Source organism: Microbacterium sp. GXS0129 (assembly GCF_044769785.1).
GTDB lineage: Bacteria > Actinomycetota > Actinomycetes > Actinomycetales > Microbacteriaceae > Microbacterium > Microbacterium nymphoidis.
This window is the reverse complement of record NZ_JBIZVZ010000004.1, coordinates 170,491-185,404: the sequence shown is the minus strand read 5'-3', so window position 1 is coordinate 185,404 and position 14,914 is coordinate 170,491. Positions and strand designations below refer to the sequence as shown.

Sequence of the window (14,914 nt, the reverse complement as noted above, 5' to 3'; positions counted from 1 at the left end):
CCCGGCCTTCAGCCTAGCGTCCGGGTACGACACTCCCCGCTCTCACGGGCCGTCGCGCGTGCGGGTTCAGTCGGCGCTCGTGGCGTCCGCCGCGGGCATTCCGCGCTTGGCCCGCTCCTCCGCCTCGATCTGTGCGTACACCTTGCGCTCGGACCGGTCGAAGCGAATGATGCCGCGCAGCACGAAGAAGAACACGACGAGGACCACGGCCGTGGGAAGGAGCGACCAGAGAGCTGCGAGCCAGAAGTCCATGACTCCATGCTACGCCGCGGCTCCTGGGCGCGTGATCGGAGCCATTGCGTCCTCCCCAGGCAGGAACTTCCCCCGTCGTCCCCCACGCATCCGCGTGAACCCGCCGGTCACGCTCGTGAGGGCTGTCGACAGACTCCACCCCGTGCCCTCTCCCGTTGCGACCATCGGGCCATGAGAACGATCATCACCGCAGACTCCTCCGCCGAGCTCCTCGCGCTCATCCCCCATCTCGCGGGCTACGTGCCGCGCGAGAGCGTGGTCGCCATCCCCTTCCGCGCCGGCCGCTCCCTCGCCATGCTGCGCGTGGACCGCGTCGCCCACGATGTCGACGCGTTCGCCGCGACCACCATCGGCACGGTGTGCCGCGTCCCCGACGTCGATGCCGTGGTGCTCGCGGTGTACGCGGACGGCGAGCTCGAACAATCCGGCGCGCGCGAGGTGCTCGACGCGCTCCGGATCCGTGCGGATGCGTGCGGACTGTTCGTCATCGATGCACTCGCCATCGCCGAGAACGGCTGGGCGAGCTATCGTGACGAGCGGACGCCCTCGCCGCGCTCGCTGGAGGAGATCTCACGTCTCGCGCCGGCGGGTCTGGTGACACCGGCCGGCGATCAGGCGGGCGGCAGCACCCTCGTGCGCGCGCCGAAGGAACGTCGACGCCGGGTGTCCGAGGCGCTCGCCGAGACCGAGCGAGCTGCGGACGTCCTGCGGTCACAGACCTGCCCTGGCGCCGATCGCGCGGGCGACCTCAACGCGCAGGGGGCGCGGATCCTCATGGAGCTGACTGATGTCGCGACCGCCTGGGAGACCGCGCTGGAGTTCGAGTCCCTCGACGACGACATCCTCACCGACGAACGAGCCGCGCTGCTGCTGTGGTGCCTCGCTCGCCCGTCGGTGCGCGACGTCGCCCTCGCCCACTGGTGCCACGGAGCCGGTGCCGCCCATCAGGTCCTGGAGGCGCAGCTGGAATGGGAGGAGACCGGTGACTATCCGGCGGGTCCGCTGTTTCTCGCCGGCGAGGGGCCCCGGCCGGACCAGGCGCGGCTGCATCAGGCGCTCCACCTGCTGCGAGGCCTCGCTGCCCTGGCCTCCGGACGATTCCGGGGCGCCGCACTGGCGTCGGCCGCCTGGACCGCATGGGCGCTCGGGTGGGGAACACATGCCGGCGTGTACGCCCGCGCCGCGCTCTCCGTCGATCCCGGCCAGCGCCTCGCCGAGATCATCGATGAGCTTTCCTCCCGCGGTCATCTGCCGGGCTGGGCGTTCACCCCGGTGGAACCGTGACCGCTGGGCGGGCGCCGGCGCAGTACACGACGCGGCCCGCCGGCCGGATGGTCGACGGGCCGCGGCCGCTCCGGGTGCCGCGGCACCCGGAGAGGTCACTTCACCAGCGGGAAGAGGATCGTCTCGCGAATGCCGAGGCCGGTGATGGCCATGAGCAGGCGATCGATGCCCATGCCCATGCCGCCCGTGGGGGGCATGGCGTGCTCCAGGGCGCGGAGGAACTCCTCGTCCACGCTCATCGCCTCGTCATCGCCCTGTGCGGCGAGCTTGGCCTGCTCCACGAACCGCTCGCGCTGGATCACGGGGTCCACCAGCTCGGAGTATCCGGTGGCCAGCTCGAATCCGCGGATGTACAGGTCCCACTTCTCGACGACGCCCGGGATGCTCCGGTGCTCGCGTACCAGGGGCGACGTGTCCACCGGGAAGTCCATCACGAAGGTCGGGCGCTCCAGCGAGCCCTTCACGAAGTGCTCCCACAGCTCTTCGACGTACTTGCCGTGCGTCGCGACCTTCTCAGGAACTTCCACGCCCACCGAGTCGGCGAGCGCCTTGAGCTCGGCCAGCGGGGTCTGCGGAGTGATGACGACGCCAGCGGCATCGGAGAGCGAGTCGTACATCGAGATGCGCGCCCATTCACCGCCGAGGTCGTACTCGGTGCCGTCGGCCCAGGTCACCACGGTGGAGCCCGACACCGCGACAGCGGCGTTCTGCACCATCTCCTGGGTGAGATCGGCGATGCCGTTGTAGTCGCTGTACGCCATGTAGGCCTCGAGCATCGCGAACTCGGGGCTGTGCGTGGAATCCGCACCCTCGTTGCGGAAGTTCCGGTTGATCTCGAAGACCCGCTCCAGGCCGCCCACTACAGCGCGCTTCAAGTAGAGCTCGGGCGCGATGCGCAGATAGAGCTCGGTGTCGAACGCGTTCGAGTGGGTCACGAACGGACGAGCCGAGGCCCCACCGTGCTGCACCTGCAGCATCGGGGTCTCCACCTCGATGAATCCGTGGTTCGCGAACGTCTGGCGCAGGCTCGCGTTGGTCTTGGCGCGCGCGATGACGTTCTCACGTGCCTTGTCACGGACGATGAGATCGAGGAAGCGGCTGCGCACACGCGTCTCCTCGTTCAGGTCGGCGTGGAAGTTCGGCAGCGGCAGGATCGCCTTCGCAGCGATGGTCCAGTCGGACACCATGATCGACAGTTCGCCACGCCGCGAGGAGATGACCTCACCGCTCACGAACACGTGATCACCGAGGTCGACCAGCTCCTTCCACGCCGCGAGCGATTCCTCACCCACGTTGGCGAGCGAGATCATCGCCTGGATGCGCGAGCCGTCTCCCGACTGCAGGGTGGCGAAGCAGAGCTTGCCGGTGTTGCGGCTGAACACGACACGACCCGCGACTCCGGCCGTCACGCCGGTCGCGGTGTCGGCTTCCAGCTCGCCGTACTGGGCTCGCAGCTCGGCGATCGTGGTCGTGACGGGCACGGACACCGGGTAGGCGCCGCCCGCGGCATCGGAGCGCTGCTCGATGAGCTTCGCACGCTTCGCCAGACGCACCGCCTTCTGCTCGAAGATGTCCTCTGCGGTGGGCTCGTCAGCGGCTCCGCCGGGCGCGGCGGACGGCGTTTCAGTCATGCGGGGCTCCTTGTGAAAGTCGGTCCATTCTATCGAGGCCCGTCTGCGAGCCCCGTTCACCCGGATCACCGCACGACGGGGCGATCTCCATGAAGGACTCAGCGCTCTTCGTCGTCCTCGTCCTCGTCGTCCTCGTCCTCGTCGAGGAACTCGGTCGCGAGCATCTCATCGCCACGGCCGGCCGCGGTCAGCGCGCTGTCGATGCTGGAATGTGCGAGCGCCTCGAGGTAGCCGCCCGGATTGCCCACACCAATCCCCCGAAGCAGGTCTGCGGACTGGCGGACCACCTCAGCGGCCAGCGTGGTGACGGTTCCGATCGCCTCGGCATACGCGGCACGATCCTCCTCCGCCACGACCACCGGCTCACATCCCATCTCCACCGCGAGCGCCTGCGCGATGGGAAGCACGGGGCCCGGCGCCGTCACCGCCGCGTAGGCGCCGGACAGGCGCCGCAGGTCCATGCTGGTTCCGGTGAAGACGATGGCGGGGTGAATTGCGAGCGGGATCACCCCGGCAGACCGGGCCGGAGCAAACACGTCTACCCCGTAGGCGGGATCGGTGTGCAGCACCAGCTGGCCCATCTGCCACGCCCCGACCGCCGCCAGGCCGGAGATCAGCCCGGGCAGTTCCTCGTGCGGGACCGCGATGATCACGAGTTCGCTGCGACGAGCCACCTCGACCGCGTCGACCTGGGGTACGTCGGGAAGCATCGCGGACACCCGATCAGGGTCGGACCCCGCCGTCACAGCGATCACTGCATGGCCGGCACCGGCGAGAGCGGAGGCCACGACGGGGCCCACCCGCCCGGCGCCGATCAGGCCGATACCGAGCCGTCCGTCGCCGTTCACCGATTACTCTCCGCCCAGCGATGCGTGCGGTCGGAGCGGGCCGCGTGGATGGCCCGCGACTGCGCGTTCTGGAACAGCGTCATCAGCTGCTGACGATCCACCCCCGAGAGAACGCCGCTCACCTGTCCGGGCACGACGTGCACATGGAGCGTGCCGATACGGGCTGCTCGCGCCAGCGGGCCCTGTCGCACGTCGATGCTCTGCGAACGAGCCAGCGGGAACATCGCGAGCGTGCGGATGAGCGCGCCGCGGCGCAGCAGCAGGAATTCCCCCGTCAGCACGAAGCCTGTGCGCTTCCAGCTCAGTGGGTGCACCCACCAGGCACGCGTGGGCGTGTTGACGAAGGGGTCGTTCGAGGGGCGCTTGCCCAGACCGTCCACCAGCATGCGGTCAACGTCTGCGGTGGCGAGCTGGTCGAACAGCAGCATCAGCACGCGCTCCACGTCGGCGCGGGTTCCCACCGGGAGAATCGTGGTGAACGGGTCGCTCTGCTGGCTCTCCGCACTCTTGCCACTCAACCGGTTGATCTTGATGGTGTACCAGCCGAACGGTCGCCAGAGCAGCGACTGGTGGACCTCCACGGCGTGCACGCGGCCCGGCGGGATGGTCTCCGTGATGGTGGTGGTCAGGCCGAAGGTGATCCGTAAGCCGTCCGGCGTGGGGGCGATGGAGTAGCGCAGCACCTTCATCAGACTGCGGAACCAGTACAGACCCACACCGAACACCGCGGGAAGGAGGGCGAAGAGCACGTACTCGCTCCCGAAGATCGAGCCCACCACGACGACCGCGATGTAGACCACGAGCATCAGGGTCGTGGGACTCCACAGGTGCGAGCCGATGAGCCGGCCGATCGGAATGTGCACCACGCTGGCCGGTTCGGCGACCGGAGCCTCGGCCCCGTCGATGATGCCCGTGATCCCGCCGCCCACGGTCTGGATGAACTCCTGCGCGCGAGTCTGCGGCACAGGCTGGCCGCTCTGGCGCAGCTCGCGCTGGCGGCGAAGTCCCGACGCGCGGCCCAGGATGTCGGCGCGCACTGCCTCGGCGTCCGCCGTGCGCAGGTACTCCAGCTTGACGTTGGCGTCGGCACCGGCGCCCACGACCTCGAGCTTGGCGAGACCGATCAGGCGCGCGACGAACGGCCGCGTGAGGTTGACGCCCTGGACCCGGTCCAGCGGAGCGCGACGCTGCTTGCGCATGATCACGCCCTGCTTGACCTCCACATCCGAATCGGAGATGCGGAACTGGTGGAAACGCCACGACATGTAGAAGGCGACCATGAGCAGCGCCAGCACGACCAGCACGCCACCCAGCGCCACGAGCACCAGGTTGTTCGTGAGGATCCAGTCGACCGGGTCCCCCGCGTAGCGATCCTCATAGTCACGGAACTGGGGCACGAACAGCGCGATCAGGCGGTCTCGCATGTTCGCGACCACGATGCCGATCACGACGATGAGGAACAGCCCGCCCTGCATCAGCGGAGTGAGCGGGTGCATGCGGTGCCACTCGCCGTCGGCGAGATCGCTCTCGACGCGCTGCGGCTGCGGCGTGCCGGCGGCGGGGACGCCCGGGGCGGGGAAGCCGGTCCCGGGGAGGCCGTCCGGCACCACAGGCTGCTGCGGCGGGATACCCGGGAACGGATGCTGCTGGTTGCCGCTCACAGGCCGGTCCGTCGAGACTCGGCGACTTCGATCAGGGTGTCACGCAGCTGTTCTGCGCCGGCCTGCGTGAGGCCGGGGATCGTCGCGCCAGTCGTGGCTGCCGCGGTCACGAGCTTCAGCTGTGCGATACCGAACGCGCGGTCGAGTGGGCCGTGCGTCACGTCGACGAGCTGCATCCTCCCGTAGGGGACGGCGACCATCCGCTGCCACAGGATTCCGCGGCGGAACACGATGTCATCGGCGCGGAGCATGTACCCGTACGCGCGCGCCTGGCGCGGCAGGATCGCCATGGCCCACACCGTAGCGACCACGACGGCAGCGGCGGGAATGAATGCCCACACCTGCTGGAACGCGACGCCCACGACGATCGCGGCGGCAATCGCGAGCAGCAGGACGAAGCCGTTGGTGATCAGCTGGACCGCGACGTACTTGCGGGAGATCTGATGCCACGAGCCGTCCAGCTCGAGCCGAGCGGACCCGCGCGGCTGCTTGAGTTGGGTGAACGTGCCCTCGTCCAGCGCCGGCGGCGTCGGCACCGGCGCCTGCGGTCCGGGAACATCGGCTCCCGGGACCTGTGGGACGGGCGCCTGCCGGGCAGCAATCGGGGACCCGGGAGCGTGGGTCACCGAAACGTCGCCTGCTGGGCTCTGCACAGCCGGCGTCTGCGGGTCAGGAATCCGGGACCCGGGAGTGTGCGGTCCGGGAACATCGGCTCCCGGGCTCTGCGGGGCGGGTGCCGGGGAGTCAGAGTCCTGCGCCACAGGAACCGGGAACCCGGGAATCGGCGTCGCGGGATGCTGCGAACCTGAAGCGTGCGTCGCGGGAACCTGCGAACCGGAACCCTGCGAACCGGAACCCTGCGCCACAGGAACCTGCGAACCGGAAGCGTGCGTCGCGGGAACCTGCGTCGCCGGAGGCTGCGGGCCTGGAACCTGAGCCGCGGAGGCCTGAGGCTCGGGAACCGGAGCCGCGGGCGCCGGGGGAACAGTCTGCGCAACGGCTGGCAGGGATGCCGCCGATGCCGGGGATGCCGTCGGCGCCGGGACGCCCGCCGAGCCAGCCGGTGCGGACTCCGAGGCCGGGAGGATCTCAGGGGTGGGCGGGAGCTGCGGGTTCGTCGGATCCTGGGGCGTTGTCATCGTCGTCCTTCGGGAGCGTGCAGAAACTCTCGGCCACCAGCGCCGCGATGACGAGCAGTACGCCCGTCCCCACGGTCACGGCGATGACCGTTATCGAGCCTACCCGGGGAGGGACCGGACGCAGGAGCAGGAAAACCGCCAGTCCGAGCGCGAATCCGCCGATCGCGGAGCCCAGCACGCTGGATGCTTTGGCCAGCACCGCCACCCGGAGCGCGCGGAACGGGTCGACGCGCGCGCCGCCATGGGTTGCGCGGCGGATCGGCCAGGCCAGGATCAGCACGGCGATCGCGATGATCACCTGCGCCACGGGGAGCACCCAGTCCGGGGTGAAGGTCGGTCGGCCGAAGCTGGTCAGCAGCAGGTCGGTGCCGTAGCCCAGCACCGCAGCGAGAGCTGCGATCAGGGCGAGCACAGCCCCCCGGGTACGCTTCATGGGCGCAGCCCCGCCAGAAGATCGACGACCCGCCCGTGCCCGGGAAGGATCGCGTCCGGATCGAGCTCCACCCACGGGCGCAGCACGAACTCGCGCTCGTGCGCGCGGGGGTGGGGCAGCGTGAGGTGCGGATCGGTGCTGTGGAGGTCGCCGTAAGAGATGATGTCGAGGTCCAGCGTCCGATCGCCCCACCGCTCGAGCCGGACGCGGCCGTGCTCGGCCTCGATGCGCTGCAGATAGCCCAGCAGGACGGTGGGCGCGAGCCTGGTGCGCACGATCGCCACCGCGTTGAGGTACTCGGGCTTGCTCGGATCGGGCCCCGACGGGGTGAGCGCCACGGTTCTGATCACCGGGGACAGCCGGATGTCGTCCACCAGCGGCAGGCGGCCGATCTCCGCCGCTGCCGCTTCCAGCGTGCCCTCGCGGTCTCCGAGGTTGGAGCCCAGCGCGATGACGACGTCCACGGCTTCACGCCCCGTACGTTCGGGCACCGGCAGGGTGCGGGTGAGGTCGCGACTCATGAGCGCTCCCGGTGAACGGTCACCGAGACGTCGGCGAAGGAGCGCTCGATCGGCGCATGCGGCTTGTGCACGGTGATCGACACGGAGCGCACGCGTGCATCAGCCAGCGCCGCCGTCGCGAGGCGGTCGGCAAGGGTCTCGATGAGGTCCACCGGCTCGCCCGCGATGATGTCCGCGAAGGCCTCGGCGAGTTCTCCATAGTGCACGGTGTCGCGCACATCGTCGCTCGCTGCGGCAGGCGCCAGATCGAGGCGCAGGGTGGCGTCGACGGTGAAGTTCTGCCCCTGCTCCCGCTCGAAGTCGAAGACCCCGTGCCGTCCGAAGACGGTGAGGCCGGTCAGCGTGATCTCGTCCATCACTGCCACCCTCCCATGCCGGGCATGCATCGCACCCGTCGCGGGTCGCGTGCCGCGTCGACGGGCTCGCGGAACGCGGCGCGGCCGACGGCAACCGGAGCACGGAGTTCACGGCGGCTGAGGTCGGATCGGAATGGCTCCTTGCGGAAGTGCTCGGTCATCACGGTTCTCCTTCCCAGGCTGATCGCACGGCCAGAGCATCCCGGGTGGCAGCGGCATTGTGCACGCGGACCGCCCACGCGCCAGCGTCGGCCGCGAGCACGCTGGTGACGGCGGTGGCCAGATCGCGGCGCTGCTCGTCCGCCTCGCCACCGAGGACCGGCAGGAAGAACCGCTTGCGGCTCGTGCCGATGAGCACACGCAGTCCGAGAGCGGTGACGGCGTCCAGTTCACGCAGCAGGGCCCAGTTCTGCTCGCCCGTCTTCGCGAAGCCGATGCCCGGATCCAGGACGATGCGCGACGGGTCGATCCCGGCCGCGGCTGCCTGCTCCACCCGGTCGAGGAGCTCAGCCGCCACCTCGTGTCCGATGCGCGCGTACTCGGCGCGCGCGTACATGTCGGCCGAGGGCCCGCGCCAGTGTCCCAGCACGTAGTCGGCATCCGTTTCGGCCACAGCGGCGAGCATGTCGGGATCGGCCAGTCCACCCGCCACATCGTTCACGTAACGGGCACCCGCAGCCACCGCGGCCACCGCCGTATCGGCGTTCATCGTGTCCACCGACACCACGGCGCCCACAGCGGACAGCGCCTCGATCACGGGGACAACGCGATCAATCTCGACGGCGACCGGGACGCGCTCCGCTCCGGGCCGCGTGGACTCACCGCCGATGTCGAGCACAGTGGCGCCGTCCACGAGGAGCCGGCGGCCGTGGTCGAGCGCTGCGGACGTATCGAGGTAGCGTCCGCCGTCACTGAACGAGTCGGGCGTGACGTTGACGATTCCCCAGATGCCGATCATCGATCGACCGCTCCCGATTCGAGTCCGCGCGAGATCAGCGCGATGATCTCACTGCGGGCGGCGGGCTCCGACAGCTCTCCGCGCGCGGCGACGGTGATCGTGGATGCCACCGGCTGACGTCCGCCGCGGGCCGTCACACACTGATGGCTGGCGTCGAGGACCACGAGCACGCCTCGCGCCTCCAGAGCCGTCGAGATGGTGTACGCGATCTGCTCGCCGAGGCGCTCCTGTACCTGCGGTCGTGCCGCAAGGATGTCAACCACCTTCGGCAGCGCCCCCAGCCCCACCACGGAGGTACCCGGCAGGTAGGCGATGTGGGCCACGCCGAGGAACGGCAGCAGATGGTGCTCACACATGGAGCGGAACCGGATGTCGCGGAGGACCACCGCGCCGCTCGGTTCGGTCTCCGGCGCCGGGCCATGGGCAACACTGATCGTGTGAGCCAGCGGCGACGAGGGATCCTCACCGATGCCGGCGAAGAACTCCGCGAAGGATGCCGCGACCCGGTCGGGTGTTCCCACCAGACCGGGACGCGCGGGATCCTCGCCGATCGCCTCGATCAGCTCCCGGACCAGGGCGGCGACGCGAGGCTGGTCGACACTCACGTCAGGCGGTTGCGGGTCGGGGATGTCCGCCACCCGTCTCGGGCTGCGTCGTGCTGGCGGCGGCGGTGTGCGCGTCAGCCTGCTCGGCGGCCTGGCTGGCCGCGCGCGGGATCTGGATCGGCGGGAGCGCCGACACCGGACGCTGGTCGCTGGAGAGCCACTGCGCACGCGGCGGCAGCTTCTTCACATCCTTGAAGATGTCCTCCAGCTGGACGTGATCCAGCGTCTCCTTCTCCATCAGCTCGAGAGCGAGGCGGTCCAGGATGTCGCGGTTCGCGTTGATGACCTCGTAGGCCTCGTTGTGGGCCTGCTCGATGAGCTCACGGACCTGCTGGTCGACGCGCTCGGCGACCGACTCCGAGTAGTCGCGGTCGTGACCCATGTCGCGACCGTAGAACATCTCACCGCTGCCGCCGCCGAGCTTGACCGGTCCGACGGCAGCCGTCATGCCGTATTCGGTGACCATCTTGCGAGCCGTCGACGTGGCCTTCTCGATGTCGTTCGCCGCGCCCGAGGTGGGGTCGTGGAACACGATCTCCTCCGCCACGCGACCGCCCATGGCGTAGGCCATCTGATCCTGCAGCTCGTTGCGGGTGACGGAGTACTTGTCATCCAGCGGCATCACCATCGTGTATCCGAGCGCCTTGCCGCGGGGGAGGATCGTGATCTTGGTGACCGGGTCGGTGTGGTTCATCGCCGCTGCGGCGAGCGCGTGACCGCCCTCGTGGTAGGCCGTGATCAGCTTCTCCTTGTCGTTCATCACGCGCGTGCGACGCTGCGGTCCGGCGATGACGCGGTCGATGGCCTCGTCCAGCGCGCGGTTGTCGATGAGCTGTGCGTTGGAGCGCGCGGTGAGCAGCGCGGCCTCGTTGAGGACGTTCGCGAGATCCGCACCCGTGAAGCCGGGAGTCTTACGCGCAACCACCTCGAGGTCGACCGAGTCGGCCAGCGGCTTTCCGCGTCCGTGCACCTCCAGGATGCGCAGGCGACCCTTGAGGTCGGGGGCGTCCACGCCGATCTGACGGTCGAAGCGGCCCGGGCGGAGCAGGGCGGGGTCGAGGATATCGGGACGGTTGGTGGCCGCGATGACGATCACGTTGGCCTTGGGGTCGAAGCCGTCCATCTCGACGAGCATCTGGTTCAGGGTCTGCTCTCGCTCGTCGTGCCCGCCGCCCATGCCGGCGCCGCGGTGGCGTCCGACGGCGTCGATCTCGTCGATGAAGATGATGGCCGGGGCGGATTCCTTGGCCTGCGTGAACAGGTCACGCACACGGCTGGCGCCGACACCGACGAACATCTCCACGAAGTCCGAACCGGAGATCGAGTAGAAGGGAACCCCGGCCTCACCGGCAACGGCACGCGCGAGCAGGGTCTTACCGGTTCCGGGAGGGCCGTACAGCAGCACGCCCTTCGGGATGCGGGCGCCGAGCGCCTGGAACTTGCTCGGCTCCTTGAGGAAGTCCTTGATCTCCTCGAGTTCCTCGATGGCCTCGTCGGCACCGGCGACATCGGCGAACGTGACCGTGGGCATGTCCTTCGTGGCGAGCTTGGCACGGGACTTGCCGAACTGCATCACCTTGCCGCCGCCCTGGGCGTTGGAGAGCATCAGCCAGAACAGCAGACCCAGCAGCAGCATCGGGATCAGCAGCGAGAGCATGCTGCCCCACCAGTTCGGCTGCGGCACCGCGTCGTTGAAGCCCTCCTTGGGGGCGGCCTCGTTGACGGCTTCGACGACATCGGCCGCACGCGCGCCGATGTAGTAGAACTGCACCGACGTGGAGCCCTCGTACGCCTTGTCGAGCTTGAGGTCGACACGCTGGTCGCCGTCCGTGATGACCGCTTCGGTCACCGTGCCGCTCTTCAGAAGGTCGAAGCCTTCCTCGGTCTTGATCTCCTTCGCGCCGGTCAGGCCCGAGATGAGGAAGAACCCGACCAGAAGCAGCACTCCGATGAGCGCCACATAGATGAGCGGATTGCGCGTGAGCTTCTTGAAGTCCATGGTGCGGGGATTCCCCGATGCCCTTCTGTCGACAGACGCCTCGCGGCGTATCCCTCAGGCTATCCTGACGTTCCTTTGGCCTTGCTGGTATTCGCCCACGGCGTACGTGGGAAAACGGCTCACCCCGCGGCGGTGCGCGCTGCACGGAGACACCGGGCGAGCGCGACGCACGGCCATGCCAGCGCCCACACCACGCCGACGGCGATCGGATCCCCGCGCACGATGACCTTGTTCCCCGGTCGTTCGCGGCGGGCTTCAGTCCGTGCTCCGTGTTCGGTCCGAGATGATGTCGGGTCCGCCACGGATGGAACGAGTCCGCTTTGCGCCCGCCGCGCCTCAGCTGTAGACGTGAGGGGCGAGCACCGCGACGTCGCGCAGGTTGCGGTAGCGCTCGTCGTAGTCCAGCCCATATCCCACGACGAAGTCGTTCGGGATGTCGAAACCGACGTAGCGGCAGTCGATCTCCACCTTCGCGGCCTCCGGCTTGCGCAGCAGCGCAAGCACCTCGACGGAGGCGGCGCCGCGCGAGGCGAAGTTGTCCAGCAGCCACGAGAGGGTGAGGCCGGAATCGATGATGTCCTCGACGATCAGCACGTGCTTGTCGTGGATGTCGGTGTCCAGATCCTTGCGGATCTGCACCACACCGGAGGACTTCGTGCTGGCGCCGTAGGAGGAGACCGCCATGAAGTCGAGGGGAACCAGGATGGGCAGCGCGCGGATGAAGTCGCTCATCACCATGATCGCGCCCTTGAGCACACCGATCAGCACGAGATCCTTGCCCTCGTAGTCCACAGCGACCTGCTGCGCGAGCTCGCGCAGCTTCTCGTGGATCTGCTCCTCGGTGACGAGGACGTCGGTCAGGTCATCGGCGATGTCGGCTGCACGCATGGAGCAATTCTACGTGCCGCGCCTGTTGTGCATTTCCCCGGTGGTACGGCACAGTGGGCTTGCGCGGGCTGCCCGATGGCCGATCACGCGCGCCTCTCTACGAAAGGATCTCCCATGGCTGGGATTGAGGACATCCTCGCGAATCTTCCGATCGGCGACATCGCCGCAAAGCTGGGTGTGGACCCGGCGACGGCGACGCAGGCGATCAAGGAGGGTGGCGCGACCATCCTCGGCGGCCTTCACCGCAACGCCGAGAGCGAAGATGGTGCCGCTGCGATCCAGCAGGCGCTGAAGAAGCACGACACCGACATCGACGTGAGCAACGTGGACGAGGCCGACGGACAGAAGATCCTCGGCCACATCTTCGGCTCCGACAAGCAGGTCGTCGAGCAGAAGCTCACCGAAGACAAGGCGACGGCCGGCATCGACTTCGGCAAGCTGCTGCCGATTCTGGCGCCGATCATCATGAACCTCCTCGCCAAGCAGTCCTCCAGCTCCGCTCCCGCCACCGCAGGTGCCGAGAGTTCGGGTGGTGGCATCGGCGACATCATCGGTGGTCTGCTGGGTGGTCTCACCGGTGGCGGCAACTCGTCGTCCTCCGCGGGCGGCATCGACCTCGGCGGCCTGCTGAACGGCCTCGGCGGCCTCTTCGGCGGCAAGAAGTAACGCTTCTCTCAGACGGCGGTGCACCCCCGGGGTGCGCCGCCGTCGACTGTTTCCGGGGGCGTCGTCGGATCCGTGGTACGGCCTGGTGCGCGCCCCGTCCGGTGGGCGTCACCGGCGCTGGGCGCCGTCACGGCTCGCGCGCAGTTCTCGTTGCAGCCCCACGCAACGAGGACGATGCGTCCACATGAGGACTCCTCCCCGCGAAACGGTCCTCATTTCAGCGAATGCTCCTCGATTGAGGACCGCCAGCCGGACCCCCCTCACTCATCAGGGCCAGACCCGGCAGCGCACAGACGCTCCATCGACGTCACGAAACGCTCCCGCCACGTCACGAAACGAGGAGATTTCGTCGAAACGAGGACTCCGTCCCGCTCAGGCTCCTCGTTTCGACGAAATCTCCTCAATTCGAGACGACGCCGTGGGAGCACGCCCGCGGGGCCCGGAGGTCGGGCAGAAGCCGGATGGGCGGGGCGAAGAGCGGAAGGGTCAGCGGGCCGTGAACGTCAGCAAATTGCCGTGACGGGAAGCGGTGCAGGAGGGCAGATCGAGCGGCCCCTGACCACGCCAGTCGGTGACCAGTCGCGCGATCTCCAGAGTCTGGGTGCGGGTGAGGCTCACGCCGAACTCGCTCGCAACGACGTGCCGGATGATGCGATGGCGGAGCGCGGCGGGGTTCGCGGCGAGCGCCGGAACCGACACAGCGATCCCAGCCTCGGCGTGCTCGACGATGTCCTCGATGGTCTCCTCGATCATCTCGGCGAACGCCTCGTTGTCTTCGCGGAGCTGCTCGGCGGTGCGGGCCAGCGCCTGCGCGACACCGGGACCGAGCTCCGCTTCCAGCAGGGGAAGCACCGTCGTGCGCACGCGCACGCGGGTGTATCGCGGGTCGAGATTGTGCGGGTCGTCCCACGGCTCCAGTTCCTGCGCGACACAGGCTTCACGAACCGTCTCGCGGCGCACGTCGAGCAGCGGACGCACCCGGCGACCGGCCACCGGCGCCATGCCCTGCAGGCTGGCGGCACCGGACCCGCGGGCGAGTCCGAGGAGCACCGTCTCGGCCTGGTCGTCGAGGGTGTGCGCCAGCAGGATCGGTCCGGCGCCCGCGTCGTCGGCCGCACGTTCCAGCGCGTCGTACCGCGCGGCGCGCGCCGCCGCTTCGGGTCCGTCGGGATGTGTCCGGTCGACGTTCACGGTGACGACCTCCGCCGCCACCCCGAGTGCGCGCGCCTGCGCCGCCGCTCGCGCGGCGATCTCCGCCGAACCATCCTGGAGCCCATGATCGATCGTGATCGCCTGAGCGCGGACATCGAGCTTGGGCGCCTCGAACGCAACCGCAGCGGTGAGGGCGAGGGAATCTGCGCCGCCGGACAGCGCGACGACGACCACCGTCCCACGATACGGTTCCAGCGCGGTGCGCACGGCACGACGGATCTCAGCCACGGCGGGATTCAGGGACGGCACTCCCCCACGCTACCCGCTGGGCTCCCGCCTCCGGAGGCGAGCCGGCGGACCGCACCGGCGGTTTCGAGCTCCGCCACCCTGCGGTCGCGCCGTGAGCCCCCACCCCGTGCACCATGACCGCGCTTCGAGACAAACCCCACGAAGGTAACCACGACCGCCGGCGTGCGTCCGGAGATTCGCTGCGACGGCGCGTGGGCCACGCGCTGCGCGGC

Annotated in this window: 16 protein-coding genes; 2 read left to right on the top strand and 14 right to left on the bottom strand. The window is 69.1% G+C overall.

Annotated features, from left to right (window positions below; translation table 11 throughout):
- Positions 1–66 precede the first annotated feature (66 nt).
- Positions 67–252: a hypothetical protein gene (locus ACIQJ5_RS13315; RefSeq protein WP_231091446.1), complete on the bottom strand. Its 186-nt coding sequence runs from the start codon at positions 250–252 to the stop codon at positions 67–69.
- Positions 253–423: 171 nt separating this feature from the next.
- Here ACIQJ5_RS13315 and ACIQJ5_RS13310 point away from each other — a divergent pair, with 171 nt between their 5' ends.
- Complete coding sequence (locus tag ACIQJ5_RS13310; RefSeq protein ID WP_402844684.1) at positions 424–1,536, top strand: DUF4192 family protein; 1,113 nt, start codon at positions 424–426, stop codon at positions 1,534–1,536.
- Positions 1,537–1,631: 95 nt separating this feature from the next.
- Here the strand turns inward: ACIQJ5_RS13310 and lysS are convergent, their stop codons facing one another.
- The 12 genes from lysS to hpt form a co-directional block, all read right to left on the bottom strand.
- Positions 1,632–3,167 (bottom strand): lysine--tRNA ligase, encoded by a 1,536-nt coding sequence (gene lysS / locus ACIQJ5_RS13305; protein ID WP_231091444.1) that lies wholly within the window; start codon positions 3,165–3,167, stop codon positions 1,632–1,634.
- A 98-nt stretch (positions 3,168–3,265) separates the two neighbouring features.
- Positions 3,266–4,015, bottom strand: a complete 750-nt coding sequence (locus ACIQJ5_RS13300; RefSeq protein WP_231091443.1) for a DUF2520 domain-containing protein — start codon at positions 4,013–4,015, stop codon at positions 3,266–3,268.
- Positions 4,012–5,676 (bottom strand): PH domain-containing protein, encoded by a 1,665-nt coding sequence (locus tag ACIQJ5_RS13295; protein ID WP_231091442.1) that lies wholly within the window; start codon positions 5,674–5,676, stop codon positions 4,012–4,014. The genes ACIQJ5_RS13300 and ACIQJ5_RS13295 overlap by 4 nt, the downstream gene beginning before the upstream one ends.
- Complete coding sequence (locus ACIQJ5_RS13290) at positions 5,673–6,212, bottom strand: PH domain-containing protein (RefSeq protein WP_402844892.1); 540 nt, start codon at positions 6,210–6,212, stop codon at positions 5,673–5,675. Before ACIQJ5_RS13290 ends, ACIQJ5_RS13295 begins: the two co-directional genes overlap by 4 nt.
- A 553-nt stretch (positions 6,213–6,765) precedes the next feature.
- Complete coding sequence (locus ACIQJ5_RS13285) at positions 6,766–7,248, bottom strand: DUF3180 domain-containing protein (protein ID WP_231091441.1); 483 nt, start codon at positions 7,246–7,248, stop codon at positions 6,766–6,768.
- Positions 7,245–7,769 carry a 2-amino-4-hydroxy-6-hydroxymethyldihydropteridine diphosphokinase gene (gene folK / locus ACIQJ5_RS13280; protein ID WP_231091440.1) on the bottom strand — a complete coding sequence of 175 codons (525 nt, stop codon included), beginning with the start codon at positions 7,767–7,769 and terminating at the stop codon, positions 7,245–7,247. Before folK ends, ACIQJ5_RS13285 begins: the two co-directional genes overlap by 4 nt.
- Positions 7,766–8,125, bottom strand: a complete 360-nt coding sequence (gene folB / locus ACIQJ5_RS13275; protein ID WP_402844680.1) for a dihydroneopterin aldolase — start codon at positions 8,123–8,125, stop codon at positions 7,766–7,768. Before folB ends, folK begins: the two co-directional genes overlap by 4 nt.
- Positions 8,125–8,286, bottom strand: coding sequence for a hypothetical protein (locus ACIQJ5_RS13270; protein WP_231091438.1), 162 nt, complete (start codon positions 8,284–8,286; stop codon positions 8,125–8,127). Before ACIQJ5_RS13270 ends, folB begins: the two co-directional genes overlap by 1 nt.
- Positions 8,286–9,083 (bottom strand): dihydropteroate synthase, encoded by a 798-nt coding sequence (folP, locus tag ACIQJ5_RS13265; RefSeq protein ID WP_402844678.1) that lies wholly within the window; start codon positions 9,081–9,083, stop codon positions 8,286–8,288. The genes ACIQJ5_RS13270 and folP overlap by 1 nt, the downstream gene beginning before the upstream one ends.
- Positions 9,080–9,688 (bottom strand): GTP cyclohydrolase I, encoded by a 609-nt coding sequence (folE, locus tag ACIQJ5_RS13260; protein WP_402844676.1) that lies wholly within the window; start codon positions 9,686–9,688, stop codon positions 9,080–9,082. Before folE ends, folP begins: the two co-directional genes overlap by 4 nt.
- A gap of 1 nt (position 9,689) precedes the next feature.
- Positions 9,690–11,687, bottom strand: a complete 1,998-nt coding sequence (gene ftsH, locus ACIQJ5_RS13255; RefSeq protein ID WP_231091435.1) for an ATP-dependent zinc metalloprotease FtsH — start codon at positions 11,685–11,687, stop codon at positions 9,690–9,692.
- 336 nt (positions 11,688–12,023) lie between these two features.
- Entirely contained in the window at positions 12,024–12,575 is a 552-nt protein-coding gene (gene hpt, locus ACIQJ5_RS13250; protein WP_231091434.1) for a hypoxanthine phosphoribosyltransferase, read from the bottom strand.
- A 114-nt stretch (positions 12,576–12,689) separates the two neighbouring features.
- On the opposite strand from hpt, the gene ACIQJ5_RS13245 reads away from it, so the two are divergent.
- Positions 12,690–13,241 (top strand): DUF937 domain-containing protein, encoded by a 552-nt coding sequence (locus tag ACIQJ5_RS13245; protein WP_231091433.1) that lies wholly within the window; start codon positions 12,690–12,692, stop codon positions 13,239–13,241.
- Between the two features lie 486 nt (positions 13,242–13,727).
- On the opposite strand, the gene tilS is transcribed toward ACIQJ5_RS13245, so the two are convergent.
- Entirely contained in the window at positions 13,728–14,702 is a 975-nt protein-coding gene (gene tilS, locus ACIQJ5_RS13240) for a tRNA lysidine(34) synthetase TilS (protein WP_231091432.1), read from the bottom strand.
- Positions 14,703–14,914: the final 212 nt, after the last annotated feature.